Origin of the sequence: Streptomyces sp. NPDC006476 (assembly GCF_040612015.1) — a bacterium.
Lineage (GTDB): Bacteria > Actinomycetota > Actinomycetes > Streptomycetales > Streptomycetaceae > Streptomyces > Streptomyces griseorubiginosus_B.
Map to the genome: position 1 here is coordinate 1 of NZ_JBEXPK010000018.1, position 18640 is coordinate 18640.

General features: G+C 69.1%; 21 protein-coding genes and 2 pseudogenes. 13 read left to right on the forward strand and 10 right to left on the reverse strand.

Going from position 1 to position 18640, the window contains the following annotated elements:
• Nucleotides 1–167, forward strand: a 167-nt coding sequence (locus ABZZ74_RS21130; protein WP_356767380.1) for an AbfB domain-containing protein, incomplete at its 5' end; no start/stop codon positions are given.
• A 108-nt stretch (nt 168–275) separates the two neighbouring features.
• On the opposite strand, the gene ABZZ74_RS21135 is transcribed toward ABZZ74_RS21130, so the two are convergent.
• From ABZZ74_RS21135 to ABZZ74_RS21145, 3 genes are all read right to left on the reverse strand, one after another.
• Nucleotides 276–1160 (reverse strand): alcohol dehydrogenase catalytic domain-containing protein, encoded by an 885-nt coding sequence (locus ABZZ74_RS21135; RefSeq protein ID WP_356767055.1) that lies wholly within the window; start codon nt 1158–1160, stop codon nt 276–278.
• Between the two features lie 72 nt (nt 1161–1232).
• Nucleotides 1233–2285, reverse strand: coding sequence for an aldehyde reductase (locus tag ABZZ74_RS21140; protein ID WP_356767057.1), 1053 nt, complete (start codon nt 2283–2285; stop codon nt 1233–1235).
• 85 nt (nt 2286–2370) lie between these two features.
• Nucleotides 2371–2961: a TetR/AcrR family transcriptional regulator gene (locus ABZZ74_RS21145; RefSeq protein WP_356767059.1), complete on the reverse strand. Its 591-nt coding sequence runs from the start codon at nt 2959–2961 to the stop codon at nt 2371–2373.
• Nucleotides 2962–3357: 396 nt separating this feature from the next.
• On the opposite strand from ABZZ74_RS21145, the gene ABZZ74_RS21150 reads away from it, so the two are divergent.
• The 5 genes from ABZZ74_RS21150 to ABZZ74_RS21170 all read left to right on the forward strand — a co-directional run bounded on the left by ABZZ74_RS21150 (nt 3358) and on the right by ABZZ74_RS21170 (nt 7355).
• Nucleotides 3358–3942 carry a dihydrofolate reductase family protein gene (locus tag ABZZ74_RS21150; protein WP_356767061.1) on the forward strand — a complete coding sequence of 195 codons (585 nt, stop codon included), beginning with the start codon at nt 3358–3360 and terminating at the stop codon, nt 3940–3942.
• Nucleotides 3939–4352 (forward strand): VOC family protein, encoded by a 414-nt coding sequence (locus ABZZ74_RS21155; protein WP_356767063.1) that lies wholly within the window; start codon nt 3939–3941, stop codon nt 4350–4352. The genes ABZZ74_RS21150 and ABZZ74_RS21155 overlap by 4 nt, the downstream gene beginning before the upstream one ends.
• 431 nt (nt 4353–4783) lie before the next feature.
• A complete protein-coding gene (locus ABZZ74_RS21160; RefSeq protein ID WP_356767065.1) occupies nt 4784–5839 on the forward strand; it encodes a tryptophan dimethylallyltransferase family protein in 1056 nt (351 codons plus the stop codon).
• A complete protein-coding gene (locus ABZZ74_RS21165; protein ID WP_356767067.1) occupies nt 5836–6474 on the forward strand; it encodes a hypothetical protein in 639 nt (212 codons plus the stop codon). The genes ABZZ74_RS21160 and ABZZ74_RS21165 overlap by 4 nt, the downstream gene beginning before the upstream one ends.
• Nucleotides 6471–7355, forward strand: a complete 885-nt coding sequence (locus ABZZ74_RS21170) for a hypothetical protein (RefSeq protein ID WP_356767069.1) — start codon at nt 6471–6473, stop codon at nt 7353–7355. The genes ABZZ74_RS21165 and ABZZ74_RS21170 overlap by 4 nt, the downstream gene beginning before the upstream one ends.
• A gap of 61 nt (nt 7356–7416) precedes the next feature.
• Here ABZZ74_RS21170 and ABZZ74_RS21175 read toward each other — a convergent pair whose 3' ends face one another.
• The 3 genes and pseudogenes from ABZZ74_RS21175 to ABZZ74_RS21185 form a co-directional block, all read right to left on the reverse strand.
• Nucleotides 7417–7626 carry a hypothetical protein gene (locus tag ABZZ74_RS21175; protein ID WP_356767071.1) on the reverse strand — a complete coding sequence of 70 codons (210 nt, stop codon included), beginning with the start codon at nt 7624–7626 and terminating at the stop codon, nt 7417–7419.
• Nucleotides 7601–8188 (reverse strand): annotated as a pseudogene (locus ABZZ74_RS21180) (ferredoxin reductase); the annotation flags it as partial. The gene ABZZ74_RS21175 and the pseudogene ABZZ74_RS21180, both read right to left, overlap by 26 nt.
• Nucleotides 8189–8268: 80 nt before the next feature.
• Nucleotides 8269–8670, reverse strand: a pseudogene (locus ABZZ74_RS21185) (acetyl-CoA C-acyltransferase); the annotation flags it as partial.
• On the opposite strand from ABZZ74_RS21185, the gene ABZZ74_RS21190 reads away from it, so the two are divergent.
• Complete coding sequence (locus ABZZ74_RS21190) at nt 8638–9060, forward strand: heme-binding protein (protein ID WP_356767073.1); 423 nt, start codon at nt 8638–8640, stop codon at nt 9058–9060. The pseudogene ABZZ74_RS21185 and the gene ABZZ74_RS21190 sit on opposite strands and share 33 nt — an antisense overlap.
• 42 nt (nt 9061–9102) lie before the next feature.
• On the opposite strand, the gene ABZZ74_RS21195 is transcribed toward ABZZ74_RS21190, so the two are convergent.
• Complete coding sequence (locus ABZZ74_RS21195; RefSeq protein WP_356767075.1) at nt 9103–9984, reverse strand: LysR substrate-binding domain-containing protein; 882 nt, start codon at nt 9982–9984, stop codon at nt 9103–9105.
• 71 nt (nt 9985–10055) lie between these two features.
• Between ABZZ74_RS21195 and ABZZ74_RS21200 the strand changes: the two genes are divergently transcribed.
• The 3 genes from ABZZ74_RS21200 to ABZZ74_RS21210 are packed head-to-tail and all read left to right on the forward strand — an operon-like array spanning nt 10056 to nt 12597.
• Nucleotides 10056–11261: a thiolase family protein gene (locus ABZZ74_RS21200; RefSeq protein WP_356767077.1), complete on the forward strand. Its 1206-nt coding sequence runs from the start codon at nt 10056–10058 to the stop codon at nt 11259–11261.
• Nucleotides 11258–11953 (forward strand): 3-oxoacid CoA-transferase subunit A, encoded by a 696-nt coding sequence (locus ABZZ74_RS21205; protein ID WP_356767079.1) that lies wholly within the window; start codon nt 11258–11260, stop codon nt 11951–11953. Before ABZZ74_RS21200 ends, ABZZ74_RS21205 begins: the two co-directional genes overlap by 4 nt.
• On the forward strand, nt 11950–12597 hold the full coding sequence (locus tag ABZZ74_RS21210) for a 3-oxoacid CoA-transferase subunit B (protein WP_356767081.1): 648 nt from the start codon (nt 11950–11952) through the stop codon (nt 12595–12597). The genes ABZZ74_RS21205 and ABZZ74_RS21210 overlap by 4 nt, the downstream gene beginning before the upstream one ends.
• 435 nt (nt 12598–13032) lie before the next feature.
• Here ABZZ74_RS21210 and ABZZ74_RS21215 read toward each other — a convergent pair whose 3' ends face one another.
• Nucleotides 13033–13908, reverse strand: coding sequence for a LysR family transcriptional regulator (locus tag ABZZ74_RS21215; protein ID WP_356767083.1), 876 nt, complete (start codon nt 13906–13908; stop codon nt 13033–13035).
• A gap of 122 nt (nt 13909–14030) precedes the next feature.
• Here ABZZ74_RS21215 and ABZZ74_RS21220 point away from each other — a divergent pair, with 122 nt between their 5' ends.
• Nucleotides 14031–15029 (forward strand): NADP-dependent oxidoreductase, encoded by a 999-nt coding sequence (locus ABZZ74_RS21220; RefSeq protein ID WP_356767085.1) that lies wholly within the window; start codon nt 14031–14033, stop codon nt 15027–15029.
• A 75-nt stretch (nt 15030–15104) separates the two neighbouring features.
• Here the strand turns inward: ABZZ74_RS21220 and ABZZ74_RS21225 are convergent, their stop codons facing one another.
• Nucleotides 15105–15530 (reverse strand): helix-turn-helix domain-containing protein, encoded by a 426-nt coding sequence (locus ABZZ74_RS21225; protein ID WP_356767382.1) that lies wholly within the window; start codon nt 15528–15530, stop codon nt 15105–15107.
• A 55-nt stretch (nt 15531–15585) separates the two neighbouring features.
• Between ABZZ74_RS21225 and ABZZ74_RS21230 the strand changes: the two genes are divergently transcribed.
• Together ABZZ74_RS21230 and ABZZ74_RS21235 are read left to right on the forward strand one after the other, a co-directional pair.
• Nucleotides 15586–16521, forward strand: coding sequence for a chlorophyllase (locus ABZZ74_RS21230; RefSeq protein ID WP_356767087.1), 936 nt, complete (start codon nt 15586–15588; stop codon nt 16519–16521).
• A 281-nt stretch (nt 16522–16802) separates the two neighbouring features.
• Nucleotides 16803–17648: an MHYT domain-containing protein gene (locus tag ABZZ74_RS21235; protein WP_356767089.1), complete on the forward strand. Its 846-nt coding sequence runs from the start codon at nt 16803–16805 to the stop codon at nt 17646–17648.
• A gap of 115 nt (nt 17649–17763) precedes the next feature.
• Here ABZZ74_RS21235 and ABZZ74_RS21240 read toward each other — a convergent pair whose 3' ends face one another.
• The gene (locus ABZZ74_RS21240) at nt 17764–18597 is read right to left on the reverse strand and encodes a PIG-L family deacetylase (protein ID WP_356767091.1); all 834 of its coding nucleotides are present in this window, start codon (nt 18595–18597) and stop codon (nt 17764–17766) included.
• Nucleotides 18598–18640: the final 43 nt, after the last annotated feature.

The following is an 18640-nucleotide window of genomic DNA, read 5'->3' on the forward strand; positions in this document are numbered from 1 at the left end:
ACAGCGGGGTCGGCCACTCCTTCCAGTCCGTCAACTACCCGACCAAGTACATCCGCCACTACAACTACACGGTCTACATCGCCAGCAACGGCGGTTCCAACGCCTGGGACTCCGCATCCTCATGGGCCCAGGACACCAGCTGGCTCACCGCCTCCCCCTGGAGCTGACGGCTAACGTCCCGCTCTGAACACCCCGGCGAGCACGGCAGCCCTACACAACCTCAGGGAAGCCGTGCTCGCTCCCTTGCTCCCTTGCTCCCACGGAAGGGGATGCGATCAGAGGGTCAGTACGACACGCTCGTGCATCTGACCGCCTTCGAGCACACGGTGCGCCTCGCTGGCGTCCTGCATGCGCATGGTTGTGTACTCCCGCAGCCGGAGCCGCCCCCGCGCCAGCATGGACATGGTGTCCTCCAGCGCGTGAGGAGCCCGCTGCGGACTGGGATGTGACAGTGTGACACCGAAGTCCGCCGCAGCGGGGTCGGACAAGGTCATGACGCGGTCGGCGGTTCCGGTCAACGCGATGGCGTCCGCCAGCACTCCCTTGCCCGACGCGTCGAACGCGAAGTCGACAGCCCCGACACTCCGGACCGTGTCCACCAGCTCCGCGCCGTAGCGTACGGGCGTGGCACCCAGGGATGTGACCAGTGCATCGTCCCGCGCGCCTACGGCACTGATCACCTTAATGCCCTGAGCGACAGCCAACTGCGTTGCGATCAAGCCGACGGCCCCGCCCCCACCGAGCACGAGCAGTGTGTCGCCCGCCTTCACCGCCAGCTGCCGCAGAACCCCCGCTGCGGCCTCCGCTGAGGCCGGCAGGGAGGCTGCGGCCGCCCACGCGACGGAAGGTGGCTTGTGGACCCACATCGAGGCAAGCGCGTATTCAGCGTATCCGCCAAGGTCGAAAAGCAGTGCCGCCACTTCTTCGCCGATCTGCGTTCCGTCGACTCCGGGTCCGACCGCGTCGACCGTGCCGGCCACCTCGAAGCCGAGTACGGCGTTGCGGCGTAGCGAAAAGGCTTTGAGCCGGCCCGACCGCAGGGCGAGGTCGGTCGGGCCGATGCCCGCGGCTTTCACCTTCACCCTGATCTGCCCCTCGCCGGGCTCGGGAAGCGGGACGTCAGCCCATCGCAGCACGTCAGGACTGCCGAAGTCGTTCAATATAATCGCTTTTGGCATGTTTCCTCCGTCGAGAAGTTCATGAGTTGGTGCAATTCCGTTGGCGGGACGGAGCTATGCGGGATGCGCGACGGGCAGCAGGCCGAGTTCCAGGAGGCTTTCGGCGGTGGCGGCGACAGTGTCGTCGCTGGTGCGGGGGCTCCAGTTGAGGACGGTGCGGGCCTTGTCGTTGCTCACATGTCGGACCTTGCCGAGGTTGGGTAGCACGCCCTTCAGCGCCGGGTTGGCCTCGGCGGCCTTGCGTACCACCTCGTCCGGAAGCTCCGTGGTCGGGACCGCACCGGCGGCGTCGCCGAGCCGGTCGCGGATGGCGAGTGCGATCTGGTGCAGCGAGACGGCGTCGCCGGCGGCGGCGATGAAGCGTTCGCCGGCTGCCCTGGGGTCGGTCATGGCCTTGAGGTGCAGGTCGGCCGCGTCCCGGACATCGACGACGGCGAAGTACAGGCGGGGTACGCCGGGCATGGTGCCGCTGAACAGGCCGGTGATCATGTTGATCGAGGAGGAGTGGTCGCTGCCGACGACGGGGCCGAAGATGCCGACGGGGGCGATGGTGGCGAGCTGGAGCCCGTTGCCCTCGTGCTCGACGAAGTCCCAGGCGGCTCGCTCGGCCAGCGCCTTGGACCTGATGTAGGCGGGGATGTCGCTGTCCGGGTCGGTCCAGTCGTCCTCGGTGAAGGGCCGTTTCGTGGCCGGCCTGCCGTAGCCGACGGCGGCGAACGAGGAGGTGACCACCACGCGTTCGACCCCCGCGTCGCGGGCGGCACGCAGCACGCGCAGCGTGCCTTGACGGGCCGGGACGATCAGATCGTCCTCGTGGTCGGGCTCGCCGCCCGGGAAGGGGGAGGCGGTGTGCAGCACGTAGCGGCAGCCCGCCACCGCCCGGGCCCACCCCTCATCCGCGGTCAGGTCCGCCACCACGAACACGAGCCGCTCACCCGCGTCCACGCCCATGGCCTCCACGTCCCTGCGGACTTGCGCCTCGCGGCTGGCGGTCCGCACCGTGGTGCGGACCTGGTAGCCCTCACCAAGTGCCTGGGCGATCACACGGGAGCCCAGGAACCCGGAGCCTCCAGTGACCAGGACGGTATCGGTCGAAGTGCTGCTCATGGCCGGCCAACTTCCTTTGTCTTCTCGTCCTTGTACTGGCCTGTCCAGGGGACGCCGGCCAGATGAGGAAAGGGATCAGCTGCGGCTAACTGGTCAGCGCCGGCAACAGCACGGCGTCCATGACCGCGATGAGCTGGTCGGCGTCGGCCTCGGTGCCCGTGAAGAGCTTCTCCACGAAGACGGTGCCCATCAGGAACATCTCGGAGTGCGCCAGAGCCGGATTGTCGGGACGGATCGTTCCGCGCTCGACGTGCCGGGCCAGGATGGTACGCAGCGCGTCGAGGTAGGGGGCGAACAGGACGTCCCGCAGTGCCTGGGCGAGGGCCGGGTCGGACATGATGGCCTGCCAGATTCCCAGCGTCGGGGCGCCCTTGGGGTGCGGTGCAGGCATCATGCGGGCCAGCGCCACCAGGTCATCGCGGAGGCTGCCGGCGTCGATGTGCGGCAGCGGCGGGTACTTGCGCGCCATCATCGCCGTGATCACCAGCTTGGGCTTGTTCTCCCACTGCCGGTACAGCGTGGCCGTACTCGCCTGCGTCCGCCTGGCCACCTCGTCCACGGTCGCCTGCTCGTAGCCGACCTCCGCGACCAGGTCGAAGGTGACGTCGAGGATCTCGCGCTCGCGCTCCTGTGTCAGCCGTTTGCGCCGGTTGGAGGCCGGTACCTGCCTAGTCATCAGTGATTCCCGTCGTCCAAGTCGCCGGCCCGTGCCGCGGATCGAAAACGCACTTTCGACAATACGTTTTCGATAAGTGGCTGGCAAGTGTGACGCGTCGCGCAGTGAGTCGGCAGGGCGGTCTCGGTCTGCCGATCCTGCGGGCAGTCCCGCCAGGCAAGGGTCACGTCTGCCGAAGTGGTGTTGTCTTGCCGTAAACCCCCGCTCGGCGACAGGGGCCGCACTTCGCCAATGGCCCGGGTGATGGTCCCTGCACGAGCTCGTTGCTTACTGCCTGTCGGCGCGTCAGGCCGATGAGTTCGCTGGTTGGCTGGAGTCTTCCTTGTGACATGGCCGCCCCGTCTTCGGACAGGAAGCGGTGAGGGTCGTTTTCACGGAGGAGAGATGGAGCCCAGGATGCTCAGTCCGATTCGGCTGTACATGTCGATGTCGCTCGACGGCTACATCGCCGGCCCGGATGATCGGCCGGGTCAGGAACTCGGGCGTGCCGGTGGACGGCTCTTCAACTGGCTCGACGAGCGCGAATCCGACGGACCGAGCGGTCAGGTCTATCGCGAAGCGCAGGCGACCGGTGCGGTGATCTCCGGTCGTCGCACCTTTGAACTCGCCGGGCGCTGGCAGGGCGATCATCATGACGGGGTGCCGATCTTCGTCCTCACCCACCAGGTGGATGATGGGGATGTACCGCCTGGGCATGCACGTTTCGTCACCGATGTCGAGGAGTGCGCCCGCCGGGCTCGCGCGGCTGCGGGAGACCGGCCGGTCATGGTCCATGGGGCGGGGGCGGCCCAAGCCCTGCTGCGAGCCGGGCAGATGGATGAGATGGAGATCCACCTGGTTCCGGTGCTCCTCGGGGACGGCCGACGACTTTTCGACCACCTCGGTGGTGATCACATCGAACTCGACCTCGTCCGACGACTCGAGGACACCGACGTCACCCACCTTCGCTACCGGGTACGCCGACCCGGGGAGAACGCATGAAGACGCTCTTCGTCTCCTACCGTGTCACCGATCTGGACCGCTCGCTCGACTTCTACACCGCCGTGGGCTACGGCGAGTTGGGCAGGGTCGAGGTCGGCGACGGGGCTCGTCTCGTGATCCTCAAGTTCCCCGACGAACCGGTGGCCTCACTCGAACTGGTCCACCGCCCCGGCGGCGGACCGGTCGACGTGGGCAGCGGTTTCGAGCACCTCGCGATCCAGGTGGAGAGTCTCGCGGCCACCCGGGAGCGGCTCATCGAGGCCGGCCTGCAGCCGGGACTTGTCCAGTACCCGGGCGGCCCTCACGGCCCGATGACGTCGTGGCTCACGGACCCGGATGGCTACCAGCTCGAGCTGGTGGAGTGGCCGTCCGGACATCCCGACGGGATCACCGCAGCAGATTTCTCCTGAAGTGGTTCCGGTGAGCGGAGTGGGGCCGGTGGGGCCGCACTCCTCGGCGCCGATCCGGCACGCCGCCAGGACCAACGCCGCACTCGATAGCTGGCGTTCCCTGCCGAGGTCCACCATTTCGATGCTCGTCGAAAAGTTGGACCGTGCGCTTCAGCGCTTGGAGAGTGGTGCTCGCGGCAGAGGCGCGGTGCGGTCTGTCGATATCGGCGGTCTTTTCGTGCGTTTCCTGTAGATGTCCTCACTGCTGATGCCTTTGTGCTGCCTGCGATGGGTGGCCCATGCCGGTGTGGAGGAGACAGCACGCTGGGAGAACGGACAGGGGAGTGGACAGCATCTTCTTGGGTGAGGGCCGTTCCATCGGCGGGTTCCTTCGCGAACGCTGGATCGAGATGTGCGACGGGCTTGGTCTGCCGCGGTCAACGAGCGGGCCTGTGACGGACCAGGTCCAGGATCTTCTGCGGCCATGGGCTGACCTGCCCGTCGGGCAGGAAAGCCCCTTCCCCTCGTACGTCGCCGAGGACGGCTTCCCCGCCGAGATGTCCGTGAAGTGGTCCCGGGGGAGACCTGAACTGCGCATCCTGTTCGAGACACTGGGCGCCTCCAGGCCCATCACCGCGGTTTCCAACCAGGCCGCCGCGGTGGCGCTGACGGACCGTTTGGCCGCCGAGCCGGCGGTTGGTCTGGACCGTTACGGGAAGGTGGCCGGTGTGTTCATGCCGGGCACCGGCCAAGGGGCAGTGCCCGTGCCCGTGTGGCACTCCCTGGCCTGGCGACCAGGGCACCCCCCGGCCTTCAAGATTTATTTCGGCCTGTACGCCGTGCCGATGCCGGAACGTTACTCCCTGGTGGGTGAGGCGATGGAACGCCTCGCGATGGGTACCGCGTGGGCCGACACCTGTGCACGGGTGGCCCGAGGGACACAGATGGACGGAGTCGAGCGCGAACTGGAGTTCTTCGCCCTCGACCTGGACTCCAGCGCCCGGTCCCGAGCCAAGGTCTACTACCGCAACCACACCAGCAGCGTCGCGGCCTTGGAACAGATGGCCGCGCTCGCCCGGGCCCATGATCCGCACAGAGCCCGCTCGGCTTTCCGGACGTTGCTCGGCACGGACCCCGAAGCCGCCGGCAAAGCCCCGCTGACCTGCTTGGCCTTCCGGCCCGACGCCCTCCGTGCCGACGAGTCGACCACCTACTTCCGGGTGTCCAGTTTCACCGGATCCGACGCGGAAGCCGCGGCCAGGATCGGGGCGCTGATGGTGCACGAAGGCCTTGACCCGCAACGTCACCGCGCCCTGCTGCACGCCGTGGCGCCGCGGCCTCTGAGCCAGAGCAGGGGCCTGCAGGAACTGGTCAGCTACCGCTCGCTCGGTCACGACGGCGACGTATGTGTCTACTTCAGGTTTCCGCTCTACCCTCAGCCGGCCGCACAGCCCAGCCCGTCGCAACGACCACCGCGCACAACCCTCCAGGAGGACGCCTCCCGATGACCACCATGCCCGCGCCTCTACGGGAAGTCGCCGACAGGAACGAACAGCACGTCCGCGCATACCGCTGCAGCGACCTGATTCTCCTGCTGGAGAACCCCGCGACACCGGCAGCCACCAAGGACGCCGTGCTGACACACCTGGCACCGTGGTCGGAGGCGTTCCAGCGCATGATCAGTGTCCGGGCCGAGTTCGAGACCGACCCCCAACTCAAGGAACTCGCTGTACAACACCGACAAGAGGAGATCGGCCACGATGACATCCTGGCCGACAGCCACCCCACCGGCCGGACGGCCGGATGGGACCCCGTCGTCGAAGCCGGAGCCGCCTGGTTCGTCGAGCAGTTCCGCACCCTGCCCGGGTTGCACCGCGTGGTCCTCGCCCACCTCGTACTGGAGGCCGGCAGCCTCACCTTCAGCAACGCAGGCTCCCTGGCGTTCCCCGGCAACGCCTACTTCGCCCTGCACGACGAAGCGGACCAGGAGCACATCGAGATGGGCTACCGGCTGCTCGCCGAGCGCCAGGAGTGGCAGCTCGGTGATGTCACCGAACTCCTCGACCACGCCTGGCAGATCATCACCATGGTCTCCGACCGGATCGCCGAACTCGCGCGCCGCGACACCACCGCCCCGGTATGAGCATGTTTCCCCAGGAGGCCCTTGACTCCGGCTCTGCCGCCACGATCGCCGAGAGTTGCGCGAAGGAGTTCCGGCGAACCCTTGCCGACCGCCTCATCGCGGCCTACGCCCTGGGAAGCCTCGCGCACGGAGGGTTCGCACCCGCCGTCAGCGACATCGACCTCGGACTCGTCCTGACCGACCGCCGACACGACGACGACCGGATCATCCGCCATGTCACCCACGAGCTCCAGGCGAGGGACGGCGCCCACAAACGCCTGTCGGTGTTCTGGAGCTCGCTGCCGGCCCTGCGCGCGAACCGGGACGACGGCAGGTTCCCGGCTGTCGACCGGCTCGACCTCAAGAACAGCGGCTTGCTGCTCATGGGTGAGGACATACGTCAGGAGGTGGAACAACCCGGCACCGCCGCGCTGGTGACCGACAGCGTCCGCTTCGCGCTGCAGACGCTCGCCACAGGCCCCGTCCTGGCCGAGTTCCACGACCCCGCGCGCCTGGCGGGCGACATCAGACGGTTCACCAAGGCGGTTCTGCTCCCTCTCCGATTCCTCTACACCGCCGCCACCGGGGATCCCGGATCCACCGACGACGCCATCCACCATCACCTCGCCCATCCCTCACCGGTCGCCGGCGAACTCGTCCGCGCCGCGACGCGCGCACGCCACGGACAGCCGGGTCCGGCAGAGCACCTCACCGAACTCCTCCATGCCGACCTTGTCCCCCTCTACCTCCACTACATCGACAGCTGCCTCCCCAGACTGACGCCCGCGGACACCGACCTGTCCAACGGCCTCACCCTCTGGCGGACACGACTTCTGGACGGGAACAACTCGCAGCCGGCACACCGCCCTCCAGAGAGCGACCTGCCCCATCGGGCCCTTTGAGACGCAGCGGGCACTGGAACAGCGCCGCTCGGCTCCGGCGTCCTGGCAGCCTGCATTGCGCCTAATCCGGGTCGAGGACGGCCCGGAGGGCCGGGGCGAGGCCGCGTTCGATCTCGTCCGGCGTCAGGGTGGTCACTGCGGGGAGCCGCAGGAGGTAGCGGGTGAGTCCGAGGCCGAGGAGCTGTGCGGAGACCAGGCCGGCACGGCGTGCGGCGAGTTCCGGGCCGAGGGCGGCGGTCAGGGCAGGCGGCGCACCGCTCCTGCAGGGCACGCAGCAGGGCTCGGGGCCGCAGGCGTGCACGAACGTGCCCGTCCGCGGTTCACCGAGGAAGTCCGTGAGATCCAGCAGACCGAACTCGTCCTGCGGGCGGACGAGGACGCGTTTTCCGTAGGGGGCCAGGCGGTCGAGGAACGCCATCGAGCTCCTGGTGCGGCCGCCGTAGAGCAGACGCCAGTCGCACCCCTCGGCGTCCGCCGCCTCGATCATGGGCAGGAGGGGCGTGATGCCGACGCCGCCCGCGATGAACAGATGGCGTTGCGCCGGCCGCAGCGGAAAGTTGTTCCGTGGGCCGCGCACCCGTACCTCGGTCCCCTTCCTGAGGTGCTCGTGGACGTAGGCCGAACCGCCCCGGCCGTGCGGTTCACGCAACACGGCGATCTGCCAGGCGTCACGGTCGGCCGGACGTCCACACAGGGAGTACTGACGGATCAGAGTGCTGTCCAGGAGACAGGTCGATATGGGCTCCCGGGGTCCACGGGGGCAGCGGCCCGCCGTCGGGGCGGCGCAGGGTGAGGCAGACGACACCGTCGGCGGCGTCGGTGCGGTCCGCCACGACGAGGGTCGCCTGGTCGGGGGCAGGAGGTCGGTCATGGTCGTCAGCTCAGTCTCGTACTCGATGGGTGGGAAGGGCTGTCAGACCTGCGGTGGGACGCGCAGCAGCAGTGCGTCGCCCTGGCCGCCGCCCCCGCACAGGGCCGCCGCACCCGTGCCGCCGCCGCGTCGCCGCAGTTCCATGGCGAGGGTCAGCACCAGCCGGGCGCCGGTCATGCCCACGGGATGGCCCAGGGCGATGGCTCCGCCGTTGACGTTCACCTTCTCCGGCGGAACGTCGAGCTCCCGGACGGACGCCAGGGCCACCCCGGCGAACGCCTCGTTGATCTCCAGCAGGTCCAGGTCGGTGGTCTTGAGCCGGCCGTCGCGGGCGAGCGTGTCCCGGACCGCCCCGGCAGGCTGGACGAGCAGCGAGGGATCGGGACCCGCGACGAGGGAAGGAACCGCTCCATGCGAGAGCCGCTCAGCTACGAGATCGCCCACGGTGCCGCGCTTGCCGCTCTGGAAGCGGGAAGAGCCGAGGGGTACAAGGTGTGCGCCGTCGTGGTCAACCGCAGTGGCGTCACGAAGGTCCTGCTCAGTGATGACGGCGTCGGCCTTCTCGGTGTGGAGACCGCGCGACGCAAGGCCTACACCTCCGCCGTCAGCGGTGTCCCGACGGCCAAGTTCGCGGCCTTCGCCGCGTCCCCTCAGATGCGGGTGGCGCCTCCCCACCTGGTCGACTCCAACCTCCTGCCGGTCGCCGGCGGCGTGCCGATCGTGACGGCCGACGGGGAGGTCATCGGCGCCATCGGGGTGGGCGGCGCGGACGACACCACGGACGACCGGATCGCGAACCAGGCGGGCGACGCGGTCGCGAAGATCGTGGCGTAGGGCTCCTGCCCGAACGCCGTGCGCGCCCCGGGCCCCTCGTTCTCAGGCCGCCGTCCGGATGACTCCCACCGTGCGCACCAGGTGCGGCTCGGAGCGGTCGGCACGGTGGGCGACGGCCAGCTCCACGCGTGCGTCGGCCCCGGTCAGTGGCACGTAGGCGACACCGTCGAGCGCCAGCGCCGTCACCGGTTCGGGCACGACGGCGACGCCGAGGCCACCGGCCACGAGCGTGACCAGCGTCGAGGTCTCGCCGACCTCGTGACGCAGGTGCGGCTCGACACCGGCGTCCCGCAGGAGACCCAGCACGACGTCGTACATCACGGAGCGGCGGTCGGCGGAGTGCACGATCAGGTCGGCGCCGGCGAGATCCGTCACGCGCAGGCGTTTCCGGCGCGCGAGGGGGTGCTCGACCGGTACGGCCACCACCAGCCGGTCCCTGCGCAGGGTGTGCACGGTCAGGGAGAGGTCGGCCGCCGGCGGACGCAGCAGCGCCACGTCGATCGCGCCGGTGCGCAGCGCCTCCACCTGGTCCGGTGCGAGCATCTCGCCGCGGAAGGAGAAGTCGACACCGGGCAGTTCCTTCGTGAGTCGGCGCGAGAGCGCGGGCAGGAGGCTGTACGTCGCCGAGCCCACGCACCCGATCGCGAGGTGCCCGACCGAACCGGCGGCGACGAGCCGTGCGTGCTGGGCGGCCTCGTCGACATCGGCGAGGATGCCGCGCGCCCGCTGGAGATAGGCCCGGCCGGCCTCGGTCAGGTCGACACGGCGCGTGGTGCGGTGCAGCAACTCGACGCCGAGCTCGGCCTCCAGCTGCCGGATCTGCTGGGACAGCGGGGGCTGCGCCATGTGGAGCCGCTCGGCGGCACGGCCGAAGTGCCGTTCCTCGGCCACCGCCACGAAGTACCGGAGATGACGCAGATCCATATCTCACTCATATCAATCGGCTCGGATATGCGTACTTCAGAATATCGCGGCCCAGGACTAGCGTCACTGACATGAGCGCTTTCATCTATGCCGCGACCCGGACGCCGTTCGGCCGCTTCAACGGCGCGCTGGCCGGCGTCCGCCCGGACGACCTCGCCGCCGCCGCGATCACCTCGACGCTCGCCAGGGTCCCGGGTCTCGACCCCGCCGCGATCGGCGACGTGGTGTGGGGCAACGCCAACGGCGCCGGTGAGGAGAACCGCAACGTCGGCCGCATGGCCGCGCTGCTCGCCGGCCTCCCGGTCAGTGTGCCCGGCACCACGGTCAACCGGCTGTGCGGATCGAGCCTCGACGCGGCGATGACCGCCAGCCGCACCATCGAGTCCGGCGATGCCGAGGTGGTCCTCACCGGGGGCGTGGAATCGATGACGCGCGCACCCTGGGTGCTGCCCAAGTCGGCGAAACCGTTCCCGGCGGGCGACGTCACCGCTGTCTCGACCACGCTGGGCTGGCGGCTGATCAACCCGAGGATGCCCAAGGAGTGGACGGTCAGCCTCGGCGAATCCAACGAGCAACTCCGCGAACGGTTCGGGATCTCCCGGGAGCGCCAGGACGAGTTCGCCGCCCGCTCCCACCAACTCGCTCACGCCGCTTGGGAGTCGGGCTTCTACGACGATCTGGTGGCGCCGGTCGACGGCGTCGACCTCACGCGCGACGAGGGCATCCGGCCCGGCTCCACACCGCAGGTGCTGGCGGGCCTCAAGCCGGTCTTCCGCACACCGGAGCAGGGCGGCACCATCACCGCGGGCAACGCCAGCCCGCTCAACGACGGCGCGTCCGCGGTGCTGCTGGGCAGTGAGAAGGCCGCCGCCGCGATCGGCACCGATCCCCTCGCCCGTATCGCCGGCCGCGGCGTGATGGCGCTGGAGCCGCAGTCCTTCGGCTACGCCCCGGTCGAGGCCGCCAACCGTGCGCTGGCCCGCGCCGGGATCGGCTGGGACCAGGTTGGCGCGGTCGAGCTGAACGAGGCCTTCGCCGTGCAGTCGCTCGCCTGCCTGGACGCCTGGAAGATCGACCCCGCCATCGTCAACCAGAAGGGCGGCGCCATCGCGATCGGCCACCCGCTGGGCGCCTCGGGCGGCCGCATCCTCGCCACGCTGGCCAAGGTGCTGCGCGAGACGCGGCAGCGCTACGGCGTCGCCGCGATCTGCATCGGAGTCGGCCAGGGCCTGGCCGTCGTCCTGGAGAACTGCGCTGCCACGGAGGCGGCCCAGTGAGCCGGGCGGAGCTGGTCGACAACGCCGACGCGGCGGTCGCCGGGATCGAGGACGGGTCCACCGTGCTGGTCGGCGGCTTCGGGCTGGCCGGCATGCCGTTCGACCTGATCGACGCGCTCATCCGCCAGGGCGCCAAGGACCTCACCATCGTGTCCAACAACGCCGGCAACGGCGACGTCGGCCTGGCCGCGCTGCTCGCCGCGGGCCGGGTGCGCAAGGTGCTCTGCTCCTTTCCGCGCCAGGCCGACTCCTGGGTCTTCGACGACCTCTACCGAGCGGGGAAGATCGAGCTGGAGGTCGTCCCGCAGGGCAATCTCGCCGAGCGGATGCGCGCGGCCGGTGCCGGCATCGGTGCCTTCTACTGCCCGACCGCGGTCGGCACGCCGCTGGCCGAGGGCAAGGAGGTGCGGGAGATCGACGGCCGTACGTACCTGCTGGAGTACCCGATCAAGGGCGACTACGCGCTGATCGGCGCGCATGTCGCGGACACCCTGGGCAACCTCGTCTACCGCAAGACCGCCCGCAACTTCGGACCCGTCATGGCCACGGCCGCCACGACGACCATCGTCCAGGTCGAGCAGGTCGTCGAGGCCGGGAAGCTCGACCCCGAGGCCGTCGTCACCCCGTCCATCTACGTCGACCGGATCGTCCAGGTGACGGCCCGTCACTACACCGTCCAGGGGGCACGATGACCACCACGACCATCGATCACCGCCTCTCGATGGACGAACTGGCCGCCGTCATCGCCCGCGACATCCCGGCCGGTTCCTTCGTCAACCTCGGCATCGGGCAGCCCACCAAGATCGCCGATCATCTGCCGGCCGACTCCGGGGTGGTGCTGCACACCGAGAACGGCATGCTCAACATGGGCCCCAAGGCCGAGGGTGACGCGGTCGACCCCGACCTCACCAATGCCGGTAAGGTCCCGGTCACCGAACTGCCGGGCGCGGCCTACTTCCACCACGCCGACTCCTTCGCCATGATGCGCGGCGGACACCTCGACGTCTGCGTCCTCGGCGCCTACCAGGTCGCCTTCAACGGCGACCTCGCCAACTGGCACACCGGCAAGCCCGACGACATCCCCGCCGTCGGCGGCGCCATGGACCTCGCCATCGGCGCCAAGGACGTCTACGTGATGATGACCCTCTTCACCCGCTCCGGCGAGCCCAAACTCGTACCGCGGTGCACCTACCCCCTCACCGGCGTCGGCTGCGTCAGCCGCGTCTACACCGACCACGGCGTCTTCGACGTCGGCAGCGAAGGCGTACGGATCAGGGAGACGTACGGCATCGGCGCCGACGAACTCGCGGAGCGATGCGGCATCACGCTCCCGTAGTTTCCCCGCGCAGCCGCGCTGTCTGTCGATGGCCTCGCCGCCCCCGACGGGGGCCGAGGCCATCGACGCATCCCGCTACTTGCCGTCGGCGATCTCGATGTAGGTGTTGCCTGACCGGGCGGTGGTCGTAGGTGCCGGTGACGGCGGGCGCTGCCTTCGTAGCCGGGGCCTGGACCAGCAGTTCCTGGTTCTTGGCGTAGACACATGCAGCAGGCGGACCGCCTCGCGAGGGCGGAGGCCCTGGCCGGTCCGGTCGTGGAGGGGCTGCTGGCGACAAGAGGGTGAGCCCGCCTGGAACCCGCCCGACTTGACCTGCCGTTCAGCTCCGCCCTACGGATTCTTCGTCTCCGTGCGGCGCTCGCTGCCGATGTACCCGATCTCTGCTCGGAGGCCTTCCTGAACCTGCCGCCCATGGTCATGCCCGACTTCGTCCGGTCAGGCGGCCGGGGCGGTGAGGACGGCCTTGGCAGCCAGCTGGAGATTCCGGATCATCGGATTCGGGTCGCCCTTGCGGCTGGCCAGGACGACCTGGCTGGGGGGAGCGCCCTCGACCGGGACGGTGACGAGGTCGGGACGCAGTGAGCTGCGCCGGTCGCCGACCGGTAGCACGGCGATCGCCTCGCCACTCGCGACGAGTTCGAGCTTGTCCTCGTAGCTCTCGATCGGCGGTACGCCGGCCCCGAGGATCCGGTAGGAAGTCCAGCCCGCGGTCTCGAACGCGCACGGTGCCGCCTCTTCGCCGGCCAGTTCTTCCGCGGTCACCGACGCGCGGTCGGCCCAGGAATGGCCGCGCGGGACCACGAGCATCCGGGGCTCCTCGTACAGGGGGGTGGTGACCACGTCGTCGTCGGCGAGCGGCAGAGGGGTCCGCGCGATCAGGGCGTCGACGCGCTTGTCCGACAGTGCCCCGACCTCGCGGCAACTCAGATGCCGGGTGGCGATCTCGGCGTCCGGGTGCCGCAGGCGCAGTTCCCGTACGGCCGCAGTGATCACCAGGTCTTCGACGTAGCCGATGGCGATTCGTTCGGTCCGGGCTTGTTCACGCACGGCCAGCTCGGCCTCGCGTGCGGCGCGCAGCAGGGCCTGGGCCCGGGGGAGGAACGTCTGGCCGGCCTGAGTGAGCCGGGTGCCCTGTGGGGTGCGGTCCAGCAGGCGTGTGCCGAGATACTTCTCGAGCCGTTGGATCTGGCGGCTCAGCGCCGGTTGGGCCACGTGCAAGTCTGCGGCGGCCCTTCCGAAGTGCTGGTGTGCTGCCACCACAGTGAAGTAACGCACCAGCCGCAGTTCCAGGTCCTGTCCGAGATCGTTCACCCTTGCAGGGTACGCATCATTCCGTTTCGGAATGGCCGGGTTGCCGAACGGGTCTTGGACGGCCGTGCCGTCCCGAGGATTGACTGAAGGAGCAACGTTTCCCCGAGAAAGCGACAGGCGCGATGAAGGCGATCCAGTTCCATGAGGCGGGCGGGCCGGAAGTTCTGCGGTACGACGAGGTGCCGGTTCCCGAGATCGGCTCGGGCGAGGTACTCGTCCGGGTGCACGCGGTGGGCATCAACCCGCCGGACTGGTACCTGCGTGAGGGGATGAAGGTCATGCCGGCCGAGATGAGGCCGGCGCTTGAATTCCCCCTGATCCCGGGAACGGACATGTCGGGCGTGGTCGAGGCGGTCGCTGCGGACGTGGCGGGTTTCGCCGTCGGTGACGAGGTCTTCGGCATGCTGCGGTTCCCCGGATTCGACGGCCGGACGTACGCCGAGTACGTGGCCGCGCCGGCTTCGGACCTGGCGCACAAGCCGGCCGGTATCGACCACGTGCTGGCGGCCGGGGCGCCGATGGCCGTGCTGACGGCCTGGCAGTACCTCGTTGATCTCGGCCACGACGTGCCGTCTCCCTTCACCGGCAAGGTGCACCGGCCGGTGCCGATCACGCCGGGGATGACCGTGCTGGTCAACGGAGCCGCCGGTGGAGTGGGCCATTTCGCCGTACAGCTGGCGAAGTGGAAGGGTGCGCACGTCATCGCGGTGGCCTCGGGCCGGCACGAGCAGTTCCTGCGCAAGCTCGGCGCCGACGAGTTCATCGACTACACCACGACGCAGGCCGCGGACGTGGTCGGCGGCGTCGACCTCGTCGTCGACACCGTCGGTGGCCCGGACAGCTCACGCTTCCTGACCGTGCTCAAGCGCGGCGGCACCATGCTTCCGGTGTTCTTCGCCGAGTACGACCCGGAAGTGACGGCGCGTCTGGGCATCACCGTCTCCAACATTCAGGTGCGTTCCAACGGCCCCCAACTCGCCGAGATCGGGCGCTTGTTCGACGAGGGCGGGCTCCAGGTCGGGGTGGACAGCACCTACCCGCTGCCCGAGGCGGGCCGCGCACACACGCGCGCTGCGCAGGGCCACATCCAAGGCAAGATCGTGCTGACGGTGGTCCCGTGAGCGCCGAACCTCATCAGACGGTGGCGATCTGCACCCCTGCCCCGTCCCCGGGACGGAATCCTGCGCTGCTCGCACTCACGCACCATGAGATCCGGCACCCAGGTTGATTGACCTGGCGGCTGCCGACTCCCGGAAGTCGACGACGGCTTCGCCGTTGGTTCGTGCCCACTCGGTCAGCATCACGATCGGCTCCTGGAGTGTCTGGCCGAGCGCGGTCAGGCTGTACTCGACCCGTGGCGGCGCTTCGGCGTACACCTGCCGGTCGACCAGGCCGTTGCTCTGCAGGCGGCGAAGGGTCTGCGTCAGTACCTTGCGCGAGATCCCGCCGGACAGCGTGACGAGTTCGCTGTGTCTCTTGGGTCCGCCGGTGAGAGCGAACAGGACAACGACGGACCACTTGTTGGCGATGATCTCGATCGCCAGCCGTGCGGGGCAGTCGGCGAGGAACACCGTGCCCGCTTCCAGGTCCTTTGCCGCGCTCGCCAGGTCGGCTACGGTCATGTTCACGAGCCGAAGGTTACCAATTGGTACCTATCGGCTTCCTAACGTCGACGCCATGGAACTTCACTCCGGCCAGAGCCGCCCCACGGCCACGCTCGACCGTCAGGTCATCGCCGTCAAGCCCATCACCGTTCCCACCACCGACCGTGGCATCGACCTGCAGGTCAAGGTCACCGCGCCGGTCGACGGGAGAGACCTGCCCGTCATCGTCTTCTCCCACGGCAACGCCTGGTCGATGGACGGCTACGAGCCCCTCGTCGACCGCTGGGCCGCTGCTGGGTTCGTCGTGGTGCAGCCCACCCATCTCGACTCCCGCCGCCACGGCATCGGCTTCGACGATCCCCGTTTCGCCACCATCTGGCGCGTGCGCATAGCCGATCTGCACAGTGTCCTGGACGGCCTCGGTGACATCCTCGACCAGGTCAGCGGCCTGGCCGCGCGCGTCGACCGCGATCGCCTCGCTGTCGTCGGGCACTCCTGGGGGGCACAGACCGCCGGAGCCCTCCTGGGCGCCCGCGTCCTCGACACCGAGGGCAACCCGGGCGAGGACTTCGCCCATCCCGCCGTCAAGGCGGGCGCGCTCATCGCGGCGGCCGGTGCCGGGGACGCCCTGACGCCCTTCGCGCTCACGTATCTCCCGTTCGCGCGCCCGGACTTCTCCGGCATGACCGCCCCCGCCCTCGTCATCGCCGGCGGAAAGGACCAGTCGGTGATGACTACCCGCGGACCGGAATGGTTCACCGATGCCTACCACCTCAGCCCGGGCCCGAAGCGACTGCTCACCATCGCCGAGGCCGAGCACCTCTTCGGCGGAATCTCCGGCGAGGCCGCCAACGACACCACCGACGAAAACCCCGCCCGCGTCGCCCTCGTCGCCGACGCCGTCTCCGCCTACCTGCACGACGTCCTCAGCGCCGACGCACGAAGCTGGCAGGCCCTGCAGGACCAGATCAGCCACAGCACCGACGCCTTCAGCACCGAGAGCAAGTAGGCGGACGCTAGGTCGCCCAGGCTGGCCCATGCCTACGTATCAAGTGGGAGAACCGTTTCCTCTGATGTGTAGGTTCTGTGTGCACGACGTGGTTGAATCATGCAGAACTCGGCCAGGTGGCTTGATCTGATCGACCGGTTCCCCGTGCCTCGCACGCCTCGCGGGGCCCCGTCCGCTCCGTTCCTGTCCGCTGGGCAGGTCTGTGACCGTCCTCGCCCTGCAACGTCGTAGTCGACGTCGTGCCTGCTGGGCGGCGTGCCGTCCCGCAGGAAGGAACCGTCGTGAACGCCACCGTCTCCAACTTCCACTACGGCGCCGTAACTCCCGTTGCCGCCTACCTGATGGCCTGCCTCGGCGCGGCACTGGGGCTGCGATGCGCGACGCGTTCGCTGCGCCGCCCGCAGCGAAGAGCCGGCTGGCTGGCACTGGGAGCCATTTCGATCGGCTCCGGCATCTGGACGATGCATTTCATCGGCATGATCGGATTCAGCGTCCAGGGCGCTCCGCTCAGTTACGACACACCGAAGACCCTGTTGAGCCTCGCCGTCGCCATCGCGGTCGTCGCGGTCGGTGTGTTCCTCGTCGGCTACCGCGGCGGCTCACCCGCGAACCTGGCCCTCGCGGGGACGATCACCGGACTCGGAGTCGCGGCCATGCACTACCTGGGGATGGACGCTGTCCACACGGACGGGACCCTGCACTACGACGTGACGACGGTGGCGTTGTCCGTCGTGATCGCGATCGCGGCGGCCACGGCGGCTCTGTGGGCAGCCGTTTCCATCCACACCTTCTGGTCCAGCCTGGGCGCCAGCCTGGTCATGGGAGTGGCCGTCACCGGAATGCACTACACGGGGATGGCCGCGGTCTCCGTCCACATCACCGGGGCCAGTGGCACGTCCCAGTCGTCCACCGACCTGATCTCGTTCCTCCTGGCGATGCTCGCCGGCCCGCTCGTGGTCCTCCTGGTGGCGGCCGTGATCGTCATGTTCGACCCCGACTTGATCGTCGGAGACGAGGAACCGAACCGGGCGTTCGCCGGGACCGGGGCCTACGACTCCGCCACCCCGTATCCCTCTCAGTACCAGGCACAGAACCCGACGCACCGTACGGATGGTTACGCACCCTGACGGCGATGGCCGGGCCGCCCGTGGACCACGGCAATGCTTGTGTGCCCAGTGTTCGACCGGCCCGTGTGGTCGTGGTCGACTCGATGTGCTTCGCGGGCCGGTCGGACCGGGGAGGTCAGCGCAGTCCGGCGAAGAGGTCGTCCTCGGGTGCGGCCGTGCCGGTCGGGTCCTGGACGCGCAGGAAGGTCTCCGTGCCCATCAGTTCGCCGAACCTCTCCTGGCCCATCTTGAGGAAGAAGATGTTCTCGCCCTGGCTGGCGTGCGCGGCCAGCGCGTCGAACTTCTGGCCGCTGAACGCGGTCGCGTCCACCCACGTGGTGATCTCGTCGTCGGGGAGCCCGATCTCGGCCATGGCAGCGGCCTCGGCGGGATCCGGCTCCGGCATGTCCTGACCGGACTCGCGCATGAGTTCGCCGAACCGCTGCATCGCCGAGCGGGGCACCGTGGTCCAGTACACCTTCGGAGTCAGCTCGGTCAGCTGCAACGCCGCCATGGTGATGCGGTGGGCCTGGATGTGGTCGGGGTGGCCATAGAAGCCGTTCTCGTCGTAGGTGACGACCACATCGGGCCGGTAGTGCCGCATGAGTTGGGCGAGCCGGCCCGCGGCTTCCTGGACGGGGGTCCGCCAGAAGGAATGGGGGGCGTCGTTGGTCGGCCAGCCCATCATCCCGGAGTCTGCATAGCCGAGCATCTCGAGATCGCTGACCTTCAGAATGTCGCAGCTCGCCTCGAGTTCCTCGCGGCGCATGGCGGCGACGGCCGCCGGATCGTGCCCGGGATCACCCGGCTTGACGCCTCCGGGTCCGTCACCGCATGCGCCGTCGGTACAGGTCACGAGCACCGTGCGGATGCCTTCCGCCGCGTATCGCGCCAGGACTCCTCCGGTGCCGGTGGCCTCGTCATCGGGGTGGGCGTGCACAGCCATGAGTGTCAAAGGCCGGTCCGTCATGAAGCAGTCCTCCTGCAGAGCTACGTCGTCTTCCGGCAGCGTG

Coding starts and splice junctions, on each gene's coding strand:
- ABZZ74_RS21140 (WP_356767057.1), bottom strand. CDS start 2,285: ATGAGCAGCACTTCGACCGATACCGTCCTGGTCACTGGAGGCTCCGGG.
- ABZZ74_RS21145 (WP_356767059.1), bottom strand. CDS start 2,961: ATGACTAGGCAGGTACCGGCCTCCAACCGGCGCAAACGGCTGACACAG.
- ABZZ74_RS21150 (WP_356767061.1), top strand. CDS start 3,358: ATGCTCAGTCCGATTCGGCTGTACATGTCGATGTCGCTCGACGGCTAC.
- ABZZ74_RS21155 (WP_356767063.1), top strand. CDS start 3,939: ATGAAGACGCTCTTCGTCTCCTACCGTGTCACCGATCTGGACCGCTCG.
- ABZZ74_RS21165 (WP_356767067.1), top strand. CDS start 5,836: ATGACCACCATGCCCGCGCCTCTACGGGAAGTCGCCGACAGGAACGAA.
- ABZZ74_RS21170 (WP_356767069.1), top strand. CDS start 6,471: ATGAGCATGTTTCCCCAGGAGGCCCTTGACTCCGGCTCTGCCGCCACG.
- ABZZ74_RS21190 (WP_356767073.1), top strand. CDS start 8,638: ATGCGAGAGCCGCTCAGCTACGAGATCGCCCACGGTGCCGCGCTTGCC.
- ABZZ74_RS21195 (WP_356767075.1), bottom strand. CDS start 9,984: ATGGATCTGCGTCATCTCCGGTACTTCGTGGCGGTGGCCGAGGAACGG.
- ABZZ74_RS21200 (WP_356767077.1), top strand. CDS start 10,056: ATGAGCGCTTTCATCTATGCCGCGACCCGGACGCCGTTCGGCCGCTTC.
- ABZZ74_RS21210 (WP_356767081.1), top strand. CDS start 11,950: ATGACCACCACGACCATCGATCACCGCCTCTCGATGGACGAACTGGCC.
- ABZZ74_RS21220 (WP_356767085.1), top strand. CDS start 14,031: ATGAAGGCGATCCAGTTCCATGAGGCGGGCGGGCCGGAAGTTCTGCGG.
- ABZZ74_RS21225 (WP_356767382.1), bottom strand. CDS start 15,530: ATGACCGTAGCCGACCTGGCGAGCGCGGCAAAGGACCTGGAAGCGGGC.
- ABZZ74_RS21230 (WP_356767087.1), top strand. CDS start 15,586: ATGGAACTTCACTCCGGCCAGAGCCGCCCCACGGCCACGCTCGACCGT.
- ABZZ74_RS21240 (WP_356767091.1), bottom strand. CDS start 18,597: ATGACGGACCGGCCTTTGACACTCATGGCTGTGCACGCCCACCCCGAT.